An 11547-nucleotide genomic window follows, 5' to 3' on the forward strand; every position below is an offset into this window, starting at 1 on the left:
TATGAATTTAGCGGGCCGCGAACGACGGTGTCGATGCTGAAGGCGAGTGCAGCGCCTGCTACCGCCCCAGCCTCAGATCGAACTTCCACGTCACCAGCCGGAACACGACGATGAACATCGCGCTGGACCACAGCGCGAAGTCGTGCGGGAAGCCGTTCATCCCCAGCAGCAGGAACATCCAGTTGCCGAGGAATGCGCAGATGGCGTAGGGCTTGCCGTCCCGGAACACCATCGGCACTTCGTTGCAGACGATGTCGCGCATCACGCCGCCGCAGATCCCCGTGATCACGCCCATCATCGAGGCGATGAACAGGGGCATGCGCGCGTCCAGCGCGGACGACACGCCGGCCACGGAAAACAGGCCCAGGCCGACGGCGTCGGCGATCACGATCAGCCGTTCCGACACGATCTGGCGCAGCGTGCGGATCAGCGGCGTCGCGACCAGCGCCAGCACGAAGATCAGGATCGCGTATTCCTGGTGGATCACCCAGAACAGCGGCCGTTTATCCAGCAGGATGTCGCGCACGGTGCCGCCGCCGAACGCCGCGATGAAGGCGACCGTGAACACCCCCACCACATCCATGCGCTTGCGCCGGGCCTCGATGAAACCCGAGAACGCGCCGACCAGGATCGCGACGATCTCGATGACGGTGATGAGGTGGATGCCGCGGCCCGTTGTCTCCATCTTGCTAGACTAACATGCCGACCCCGGCGCCGTCAGCCCCGAAGGGTGGGCACCCCGTGCCCACGCGGAAGCAGGCATCACGCACGCGTCGCGCGTGGGCGGAGGGCCGCCCACCCTACAAGTTCGGCGCCAGCGGCAGCCGCACGGCAAACACCACCTTGCCGTCCTCGTGGCGGTAGGCGATCTCGCCCTCGTGCTCGCGCACGATCTGCTGGGCGATGTACAGTCCGAGGCCCATGCCCGTGCGGTTGCGCGGATTGTTCAGCGCGCTGCGCTTGAACGGATTGAACAGCGCGGCCTCCGTCTCCGGGGCGATCGGGCTGCCCGCGTTCGCCACTTCCAGCACGGCCTGGCCGTCCGCCGGTGCCAGGCGGATCGCGATCGGCTGGTTCGGTTCGCCGTGGTGGCGCGCATTCGACAGCAGGTTCGAGATCACCTGGCCCAGGCGGCCGCCGTCCGCCAGCACGAACGCCGGGCCCAGCGTGTGCGCGTCGTAGACGATGGTGGGGTAGGCGAGGCGCGCTTCCTCGACCATGTCCTCGACCAGGGCCGCGAGGTCGACCGGCTCCAGGTCGATGCCCAGGCCCATGCCGCGGTCGATGCGGCTCATGTCCAGCACCTGGCCGATCATGCGCTGCATGCGGTTGCTGGACGAGCGGATGCGCGTGCCCAGCGTCCCCTTGTTGCTGCCGGCGTCCGTCCGCTCCAGCACCAGGCCCGCCATGTTGATCGAGTTGAGCGGGTCGCGCAGGTCGTGGCCCAGCATCGCGAGCAGCTGGGCACGCGTCGCTTCGGTCTGGGCGCGGCGCGTGTTCGAGACGCGCGCGAGTTCCCCGAGCATCATGCGCGCATGGGTGAGGATGCCGTCCTCCCACGGGTGGGCGCGGCCGCGCACCGTCTCGATCCAGGCGTCGAACGACCCCCGCGGCGTCAGGCGTTCGCCCATCGGGCCGGCCGTGCTCTTGTCCGGCTTGCCGCACCACGCCACTTCCTCGACCTGTTCCGTGCGCAGCAGCACGCACCAGCCGCCGCTGGGCGGATCGAACGGCAGGCCCAGCATGCCGGCCCATTTGCCGAGCCGGGGCCGGAGCGCGTCCGGCCAGTCCCGCACGCAGCCGCGCGTGACGACGTCGCTCGGTTCGGCCGGCAGCGACGCGACGACGGCCTCGCCCAGCGCCTGGTCGATGCCGCGGCAGACGATGCGCCCGTACTGGGTCACGATCAGCGCTTGCGCGTGCGTGGAGTCGAGCAGCCCGTCGCCGTGCTGGAGGAGGGCGTCGAGCGGATCGTCTTCCAGCAGCAGCGATTCGACGAGCCGCGTGCGGACCTGCGCCGCGTGTTCCACGAGCGCCGCGTCCTCGCGCGATTCGATGCTTTGGACGGTCGACGCGATCACTTGCGCCAGCACGTCGGCCGCCATGCGCACGGAGTAGGGCACGCGTTTCGGCGCCATGTGGTGGCAGGCGACCAGTCCCCACAGGCGGCCGCCCACGACGATCGACACGCTCATCGACGCGCCGACGCCCATGTTCTGCAGGTACTCGACGTGGATCGGCGAGACGCTGCGCAGCACGGCGAAGCTCATGTCGAGCGGCGCCGCGGCGGGCAGGCCCAAAAGCGGCACGGCGTGGTAGCCCACGTCGGCGATCATGCGCAGGGTGTTCAGCACGTACAGGCGGCGCGCCTGCGGCGGGATGTCGCCGGCCGGGTAGCGCTGGCCGAGGTAGGGCACGAGGTCGTCGCGGCGCGCCTCGGCCACCACGTCGCCGGAATCGTCGCCGCGGAACCGGTAGGCCATCACGCGGTCGAAGCCCGTGAAGTCGCGCACCTGGCGCACGGCCGTCTCCAGCAGGCCCTCGATGGTGCGCTGGCGGCGCAGGCGGTCGATCGACGAATGCGCCTTGATCGCGAACTGGGCGACTTCGGCCATGCCGACGTCGCGCGCCTCGAATTCGACGTGCACGCGCCGTGCGTGCGCGTGCACGACGCAGTCGTAGTCGCGGCCGCCGATGGCGACGGCCGCCACCATGGCCGGCGCTTCACCGCTGTCGGTCGTGGCGATGCATTCCTGGATGAGTTCCGTCACCGCCTGCGGCAGGCCCAGCGCGCCGTACGGCTGGCCCAGTGCGGGCGCGGTGCCCGCGATCGCGGCGATGTTGGCGCTCCAGCCTTCGATGAGCCCGGTGTCCGACAGGAAGATGAGCGCGCCGTGCGGCTGGATCGAGCCGGGGATGTGGATCGGTTCGTCCGCGCAATTGTGCAGGTCGACCCGCCGCGGCGCTGCCATCGGAACTGGCGTGCTGGACTCCACTCATTCATCCTTATGCTGGCGGCGCCAGGACGGCGCGACGGTGCCTGCATATTACAGCGTTCGCCAAATCGCCGCGGATTTTTGTCAACTAAACACGGCCCGTACGGACGTGTCATGACACATTCAGCGGTCGTCGAGCGCGGGACGCAGAAGGACGATCAGGGCGCCGTTGCCGCCGTCGGCCCGGTTCGCCACGCAGAAGGCGACCACGTCGCTCGTCTGCACGAGCCAGCTGTGGACCATGCCGCGCAGGACGGGCTCGCCGCCGGCCGAGCCATAGCCCACGCCGTGGATGATGCGCACGCAGCGGATGCCGCGCTTGCTGGATTTGCGCAGGTAGGCGTCGACGTGGCGGCGCGCCAGGTCGCGCGTGAGGCCGTGCAGGTCCAGCTCGTCCTCGACGGGCCAGTGGCGCTTGCGCAGCTTCTTGACGACGTCCGGGCCGACGCCTGGCGCCGACCAGCTGAGGGAGGGGTCTTCGTCGAGCAGGCCGTCGACGTCGAACTGGTCGGAGAGCATCGATTCGCGCAGCACGGCCGCCGTTTCTTCCTCGGCGGTGCGGGGACGCGCGGGCAGCGGCGTGCCGCGCGTCTCGAAATCGTGCATCGGGCGCCACACGTAGCGGTCGGATTCGGGCATCCTGACGACGTCCTTGACGGCCGCGCCGAATTCGACGGCGTGCTCGCGCGCGAGGCGTTCGCGCTTGTCGCGCTCGGCCTTTTCGATGGCGCGCTGCCTTTCGTCTTCCTTGAGCTTGTCGCGCAAGGATTTTAATTCCGAAAATTGTTTCATCATTGCTGCCGCAATTTACTTCACCTGCCTGCCCCCGGCAAGCAGGCGTATCGCCATCGAACAGCCTGCAAAAATTATTCCAGGGCTTCCAGGTAGCGCTGGGCATCCAGCGCGGCCATGCAGCCCGAGCCCGACGACGTGATCGCCTGGCGGTACACGTGGTCCTGCACGTCGCCGGCCGCGAACACGCCCGGCACGCTGGTCGCCGTGGCCATGCCTTCGCTGCCGCCGCGGGTCTTGAGGTAGCCGTTATGCATGTCCAGCTGGCCTTCGAAGATGCCCGTGTTCGGCTTGTGGCCGATCGCCACGAACAGGCCGTGCACCGTGAGCTCCTTGGTCGCGCCGCCGTCCGTCGACTTCAGCCGCACGCCCGTCACGCCGCTCTGGTCGCCCTTGACCTCGTCCAGCGTCTGGTTCAGCTCCAGCACGATCTTGCCCTCGGCGACCCTGCTCATCAGGCGGTCGACGAGGATGGGCTCGGCGCGGAACTTCTCGCGGCGGTGGATCAGCGTGACCTTGGTCGCGATGTTCGACAGGTACAGCGCTTCCTCGACGGCCGTGTTGCCGCCGCCGATCACGGCGACTTCCTGGTTGCGGTAGAAGAAGCCGTCGCAGGTCGCGCACGCCGACACGCCCTTGCCCATGAATTCCTGCTCGCTGGGCAGGCCGAGGTACTGGGCGGAGGCGCCGGTCGCGATGATCAGCGCGTCGCACGTGAATTCGTGCGAATCGCCCACCAGGCGGATCGGCTTCTCGTTCAAGAAGGTCGTGTGGATATGGTCGAACACGATTTCCGTATTGAAGCGCTCGGCGTGCTGCAGCAGGCGCTGCATCAGTTCCGGACCCTGGACGCCCAGCGGATCGCCCGGCCAGTTCTCGACGTCCGTCGTCGTCATCAGCTGACCACCCTGCTCGACACCGGTCACCAGCATCGGACTGAGATTGGCTCGCGCCGCATAGACGGCGGCGCTGTAACCGGCGGGGCCGGAACCGAGGATCAGGACTTTGGCGTGTTTGCGAGTGGTCATGTGTGAACTTCTTCTATTGGATGATGCCCGGAAAGTGGGGCCGGGCAGAGCGGAATCAAGAGGCGTTGAACCCGGGATTATAGTCGATGATGCACGTGAGCATGAATCGTGGGGCCTGCGCGGCAATATATCGCTTAGAATGGTCATCTTTGGGGCATTGTTACCCGGCAGTACCGTTTCAAACCGCAATGAGCAAGAATAGTCCATCGACGAGCACGACCTATACTCACAAGCCGAGGCCGCCGCGCCAGCCGCTGCCGAACCGGCTCGTGCGCCTGTTGTCGGAGGCGCGCTGGCTCGCCATGTCCGTCGCGCTGTTGTATTTCGTCCTCATCTTGCTCAGCTATAACAAGGCCGATCCGGGCTGGTCGCACGAGAACGCCGTCGCCCACGTCGCCAACCTGGGCGGCCGCGCCGGCGCCTGGCTGGCCGACCTGCTGCTGTTCATCTTCGGCTTTTCCGCCTGGTGGTTGTGCGTCTGCTTCACGCGCGCCGTGTGGCAGGGCTACCGGCGCCTGCATTCGCGGTTCATCGTCCAGGAAGCGCAGCAGGAACCCGAGCACCAGGGCGAGACGCTGATCCGCTGGATCGGCTTCGTGCTGATGTTCGCCGGCAGCGTCGGCCTCGAATACCTGCGCATGTGGTCATTGAAGGTCGAGTTGCCGCGCGCCGCCGGCGGCGTGCTGGGCCAGCTGATCGGCCACGCCGCGCACAACGCGTTCGGCTTCACCGGCGCGACCCTGCTCCTGCTGCTGCTGTTCGGCCTCGGCTTTTCCTGGTATTTCCAGGTGTCGTGGCTGGCCGTGGCCGAGCGCATCGGCGAATCCGTCGAGACGAGCTGGGACTGGTTCCGCCTGCGCTACGAAGACCGCGAAGACCGCCGCTACGGCGAGGTCGCGGCGCACAAGCGCGACGAAGTCGTCGTGCACGAGCGCGCCAAGTACGTGGAAAAACACGCCGGTTCGCCCGTGCGGATCGAGACCCCGCGCGACGATGAGTCGGACGACGCGCAGGACACCGCGCCCGCCGCGCCGGGCTTCCTGGCCAAGATGAAGGCCAAGGTCAAGGCGCGCGGCGAGGCGAAGCTGGCCCGCGCCAAGGCCGAGCCGCAGATCGACGACGCCGCTCATGCATCGTCCGCGCCGGCCGCGCCGCCGTTCGCGGCCGAGCCCTCGTTCGACGACGAGCCGGACACCGGGGCCGCCCCGCGCGCGCCGGCGCCCACGCCCGCGAAGGCGCCGCTGCCGCCGGCATCGGCGCCGAACCCGGCCCCGATCAAGATCGAACCGCAGATGGTCACCGTGCCGCGCTCCGAGCGCGCCGAGAAGGAGCGCCAGTCGCACCTGTTCGAGGTCCACGGCGACAGTACCCTGCCGCCGCTGGCGCTGCTGGACGACGCGCCGCCGGCGCAGGAATCCGTCGCCATCGAGACCCTCGAATTCACCAGCCGCCTGATCGAGAAGAAGCTGTCCGACTTCGGTGTCGAGGCGAAGGTCGTGGCCGCGTATCCGGGCCCGGTCGTCACCCGCTACGAGATCGAGCCGGCGACGGGCGTGAAGGGCAGCCAGATCGTCAACCTGGCGCGCGACCTCGCGCGTTCGCTGTCGCTGACGTCGATCCGCGTCGTCGAGACGATCCCCGGCAAGAACTACATGGCGCTGGAACTGCCGAATCCGAAGCGCCAGATCGTGCGCCTGACGGAGATCCTCGGCTCGAAGGTGTATGGCGACAGCGCCTCCAGCCTGACGGTCGCGCTGGGCAAGGACATCGCCGGCAAGCCGGTCGTCGCCGACCTCGCCAAGATGCCGCACCTGCTGGTGGCGGGTACGACCGGTTCCGGCAAATCGGTGGGCATCAACGCGACGATCCTGTCGCTGCTGTACAAGGCCGATCCGGCCGACGTGCGCCTGATCCTGATCGACCCGAAGATGCTGGAGATGTCGGTCTACGAAGGCATTCCGCACCTGCTGGCGCCCGTCGTCACCGACATGCGCCAGGCCGGCCACGCGCTGAACTGGGCCGTGAACGAGATGGAGCGGCGCTACAAGCTGATGTCGAAGCTGGGCGTGCGCAACCTGGCCGGCTACAACGCCAAGATCGCGGAAGCGGCGAAGCGCGAGGAGCACATCCCGAACCCGTTCTCGCTGACGCCGGACGCGCCGGAACCGCTGGACAAGCTGCCGACGATCGTCATCATCATCGACGAGCTGGCCGACCTGATGATGGTGGTGGGCAAGAAGGTCGAGGAACTGATCGCCCGTATCGCGCAGAAGGCGCGCGCGGCCGGCATCCACCTGATCCTGGCGACGCAGCGTCCGTCCGTGGACGTGATCACGGGCCTGATCAAGGCGAACATCCCGACGCGTATCGCGTTCCAGGTGTCGTCCAAGATCGACTCGCGCACCATCCTCGACCAGATGGGCGCGGAGACGCTGCTGGGCATGGGCGACATGCTGTACATGCCGCCGGGGACGGGCCTGCCGGTCCGTGTGCACGGCGCGTTCGTCTCGGACGATGAAGTGCATCGAGTTGTAAAACATCTCCAGTCGACGGGCGAGCCGAATTACATTGAAGGCATTCTCGAAGGCGGCGTGGCCGAAGAGGGCGGCGCCGACGGCATCCCGGCCGGCGAAGGCGGCGGCGAATCCGACGCGATGTACGACCAGGCCGTGGCGGTGGTGCTGAAGAACCGCCGCGCGTCGATCTCGCTCGTGCAGCGCCACCTGCGCATCGGCTACAACCGCGCCGCGCGCCTGCTCGAGCAGATGGAACAGAGCGGCGTCGTGTCGCCGATGCAGTCGAACGGCAACCGCGACATCCTCGTGCCGGTCACGAACGCCGAATAGACCGCGTTGCGCACCGTGACGGTTTGCAAACGTTCGCGTGGGCACGGTGTGCCCACCCTACGCCGGCGACGGGTCCGTAGGGTGGGCGGCCCTCCGCCCACGCGTTCCGCCAGCACGAGCACGGCCGCATCGCCGGCATACAATAAAAGGAAATCGACCATATGACCATGACGCTGAAAACCACGCTGATCGCCGCCGCCATGCTGTTCGCCGGCGCGGCCCACGCCACCGCGCTCGACCAGTTCAAATCCTTCGTCGCCGGCACCAAATCGGCCCGCGGCGAATTCACGCAGACCCAGGTCCGCACCTCGGGCAAGCCGGGCAAGACGTCGAGCGGCACCTTCGTGTTCTCGCGCCCAGGCAAATTCATCTGGACCTACCAGAAGCCGTACGAACAACTGCTGCAGGCCGACGGCGACACGCTGTACCTGTACGACAAGGACCTGAACCAGGTCACCACGCGCAAGCTGGGCGGCGCGCTGGGCAGCTCGCCGGCCGCCATCCTGTTCGGCAGCAACGACCTGGAAAAGAATTTCACCCTGTCCGAGGCGGGCACGCACGACGGCCTGGAATGGCTGAACGCGACGCCCAAATCGAAGGACACGACGTTCGAGCAGATCGGCATCGGCCTCAAGGACGGCACGCCGCAGGCGATGGAGCTGAAGGATAATTTCGGCCAGACCGTGCTGCTCAGGTTCACGAGCTTCCAGCGCAATCCGGCGCTCGGCGCGCAGGCGTTCAAGTTCGACGTGCCGAAGGGTGCCGAGGTCGTCAACCAGTAAGCCACTTGCGCTTTCGACGCAAAGGCCATACATAGGCAAGATGAACAATAACAACGCCTCGCGCGCCATGGGAGCTGCCCGTGGATGACCTTTTCAAGACCGAACCCGCGGCCCCGCTGGCGGAAAGCCTGCGGCCGAAGACCATCGACGAGGTGATCGGCCAGAGCCACCTGCTGGGCGAGGGCAAGCCGCTGAACCTCGTGTTCAAGTCGGGCCGCCCGCACTCGATGATCCTGTGGGGCCCGCCGGGCGTCGGCAAGACGACGCTGGCGCGGCTGACGGCGCACGCGTTCGATTGCGAATTCATCGCGCTGTCCGCGGTGCTGTCGGGCGTGAAGGACATCCGCGCCTCCATCGAGCAGGCCGAGCACTACCTTGCCTCCGGCCGCCACACGATCCTGTTCATCGACGAGATCCACCGCTTCAACAAATCGCAGCAGGATGCGCTGCTGCCGTTCGTGGAGTCCGGCCTCGTCACCCTGATCGGCGCGACGACGGAAAACCCGTCGTTCGAAGTCAACTCGGCGCTGCTGTCGCGCGCCCAGGTGTACGTGCTCAAGGCGCTGAACGACGACGAGCTGCGCCAGCTGCTGGAGCGCGCGCGCCGCAGCGGCGGGCTGTCGCACCTGCAGTTCGACGACGTCGCGGTCCAGACCCTGGTCGGCTATGCGGACGGCGACGCCCGGCGCTTCCTGAACCTGCTGGAACAGACGAAGACGTCGGCCGACACGTCCCGGACGACGCACGTCACGCGCGAATTCGTCGAGAACGCGCTCACGCTGAACGCACGCCGCTTCGACAAGGGCGGCGACAATTTCTACGACCAGATCTCGGCGCTGCACAAGTCGGTGCGCGGCTCGCATCCGGACGCCGCCCTGTACTGGCTGTGCCGCATGCTGGACGGCGGCGCCGACCCGAAATACCTGTCGCGGCGCATCGTCCGGATGGCGTGGGAAGACATCGGCATCGCCGACCCGCGCGCCATCCAGCTCGCCAACGACGCGGCCGCGACCTTCGAGCGCCTCGGTTCGCCGGAGGGCGAACTGGCGCTGGGCCAGGCCGTCGTCTACCTCGCCATCGCCGCCAAGAGCAATGCCGGCTATAACGCGTTCAATGCCGCGATGGCCTTCGTGCGCAAGGATAAATCGCGCGAAGTGCCGGTCCACCTGCGCAACGCGCCGACGAAGCTCATGAAGGAACTGGGCTACGGCCACGAATACCGCTACGCGCACGACGAGCCGCACGCGTACGCGGCCGGCGAGACCTACCTGCCGGACGGCATGCCCGAGCCGGGCTGGTACCAGCCGGTGCCGCGCGGGATCGAGGCGAAGATTGCGGAAAAGCTGGCCTGGCTGCGCAGCCTGGACGACGACGCCCGGGCCGGCGGCGAGGACTGAGCGCATGCCGCATCAACGGTGCGCATGCCGCATGAACGACGCATGCCGCATGAAGGGCGCGCACGCACCATGAACGGCGCACACGCACCAAGAACGTGGCTCCCGCACCATGAACGTGGCTCCGGCACCATGAACGCGGCTTCGGCACTATGAACGTCGCTCCCGCGCAGGCGGGAGCCCAAGTACCTCCCCGTACCCGGATCGGCACGCGGCAATGGTTTGCCGCCCGCGACTTGGTACAATTGCGCTTTCGATATCCCACGCTGCGACAATCCCGACAATGATAGACATCCAACTCCTCCGCAAAGACATCGACAACGCCGCCGCGCGCCTCGCGAGCCGCAAGTACGTGCTCGACGTCGCCGGATTCAACGCCCTCGAGGGCGAGCGCAAGGCGATCCAGACGCGCACCGAGGAATTGCAGGGCAAGCGCAATTCGCTGTCCAAGCAGATCGGCATGCTGAAAGGCAAGGGCGAAGACACGAGCGCCGTGATGGCCGAGGTGGCCGGCATCGGCGACGAGCTCAAGGCCGACGAGACGCTGCTTGCCCAGGTGCAGGACAAGCTGGCGCAGTTCATGGCCGCGATCCCGAACCTGCCGCACCCGTCCACGCCGGTGGGCCAGGACGAGTCGGGCAACGTCGAGGTGCGCAAGGTCGGCACGCCGCGCGTCTTCGATTTCGAGGTCAGGGACCACGTCGACGTCGGCAACGCGCTGGGCCTGGATTTCGACACCGCGACCAAGCTGACCGGCTCGCGCTTCGCCGTGATGAAAGGCGGCATCGCCCGCCTGCACCGCGCGCTGGCGCAATACATGCTGGATACGCACACGGGCCAGCACGGCTACACGGAGTGCTACACGCCGTACATGGTGAACGCGGATTCGCTGCGCGGCACGGGCCAGCTGCCGAAGTTCGAGGAAGACCTGTTCGCCGTGAAAAAAGGCGGCGCGGAAGGCGAGGGCGAGAACTTCTACCTGATCCCGACGTCGGAAGTGTCGCTGACGAACATGGTGCGCGACGAGATCGTGGCCGCGGAAGCGCTGCCGATCAAGATGACGGCGCACACCCCGTGCTTCCGCTCGGAAGCGGGCAGCTACGGCCGCGACACCCGCGGCATGATCCGCCAGCACCAGTTCGACAAGGTCGAGCTCGTGCAGATCGCCCATCCGGAACAGTCGTACGACGCGCTGGAAGAGATGGTGGGCCAGGCCGAGACGATCCTGAAGAACCTGGGCCTGCCGTACCGCGTGATGCAGCTGTGCACGGGCGATATGGGCTTTTCCGCCGCCAAGACCTACGACCTCGAAGTGTGGCTGCCGGCGCAGAACACGTACCGCGAGATCTCGTCGCTGTCGAATTGCGAAGACTTCCAGGCCCGCCGCATGCAGGCCCGCTTCCGCAACGCAAAAGGCAAGCCGGAACTGCTGCACACGCTGAACGGCTCGGGCCTGGCCGTGGGCCGCACGCTCGTGGCCGTGCTGGAAAACTACCAGCAGGCGGACGGCAGCGTCGTCGTGCCCGAGGTGCTGCGCCCGTACATGGGGGGCCTCGAGCGCCTCGAGCCGGCAGCGTAAGTAAATAGATCTTCCGTTTTTGCCGGAGGCCGTCTATAATGCGGCCTCACGCGAAACGACCGCAACGCGATCGCGACCTGGAGAGGTGGCAGAGTGGTCGAATGTACCTGACTCGAAATCAGGCGTACGG

8 protein-coding genes are annotated in these 11547 nt (G+C 67.2%); 4 read left to right on the top strand and 4 right to left on the bottom strand.

What is annotated here, in order from left to right:
- Positions 1-58: 58 nt before the first annotated feature.
- The 4 genes from ASC93_RS10165 to trxB all read right to left on the bottom strand — a co-directional run bounded on the left by ASC93_RS10165 (position 59) and on the right by trxB (position 4816).
- Complete coding sequence (locus ASC93_RS10165; RefSeq protein WP_200958299.1) at positions 59-685, bottom strand: trimeric intracellular cation channel family protein; 627 nt, start codon at positions 683-685, stop codon at positions 59-61.
- Between the two features lie 115 nt (positions 686-800).
- Positions 801-2972, bottom strand: coding sequence for an ATP-binding protein (locus tag ASC93_RS10170; RefSeq protein WP_056440699.1), 2172 nt, complete (start codon positions 2970-2972; stop codon positions 801-803).
- A 147-nt stretch (positions 2973-3119) separates the two neighbouring features.
- Positions 3120-3791 carry a Smr/MutS family protein gene (locus ASC93_RS10175; protein ID WP_307188983.1) on the bottom strand — a complete coding sequence of 224 codons (672 nt, stop codon included), beginning with the start codon at positions 3789-3791 and terminating at the stop codon, positions 3120-3122.
- Positions 3792-3862: 71 nt separating this feature from the next.
- Entirely contained in the window at positions 3863-4816 is a 954-nt protein-coding gene (gene trxB, locus ASC93_RS10180) for a thioredoxin-disulfide reductase (protein ID WP_056440702.1), read from the bottom strand.
- Positions 4817-5004: 188 nt separating this feature from the next.
- On the opposite strand from trxB, the gene ASC93_RS31995 reads away from it, so the two are divergent.
- The 4 genes from ASC93_RS31995 to serS all read left to right on the top strand — a co-directional run bounded on the left by ASC93_RS31995 (position 5005) and on the right by serS (position 11417).
- A complete protein-coding gene (locus ASC93_RS31995) occupies positions 5005-7662 on the top strand; it encodes a DNA translocase FtsK (RefSeq protein ID WP_056440704.1) in 2658 nt (885 codons plus the stop codon).
- A 167-nt stretch (positions 7663-7829) separates the two neighbouring features.
- Complete coding sequence (gene lolA / locus ASC93_RS10190; protein ID WP_229412671.1) at positions 7830-8444, top strand: outer membrane lipoprotein chaperone LolA; 615 nt, start codon at positions 7830-7832, stop codon at positions 8442-8444.
- Between the two features lie 80 nt (positions 8445-8524).
- The gene (locus ASC93_RS10195; protein WP_056440708.1) at positions 8525-9841 is read left to right on the top strand and encodes a replication-associated recombination protein A; all 1317 of its coding nucleotides are present in this window, start codon (positions 8525-8527) and stop codon (positions 9839-9841) included.
- A 280-nt stretch (positions 9842-10121) separates the two neighbouring features.
- Positions 10122-11417: a serine--tRNA ligase gene (gene serS / locus ASC93_RS10200; protein ID WP_056440710.1), complete on the top strand. Its 1296-nt coding sequence runs from the start codon at positions 10122-10124 to the stop codon at positions 11415-11417.
- The last annotated feature ends 130 nt before the right edge of the window (positions 11418-11547 follow it).

Origin of the sequence: Massilia sp. Root335, from assembly GCF_001425685.1 — a bacterium.
GTDB classification, from domain to species: Bacteria; Pseudomonadota; Gammaproteobacteria; order Burkholderiales; family Burkholderiaceae_D; genus Telluria; species Telluria luteola.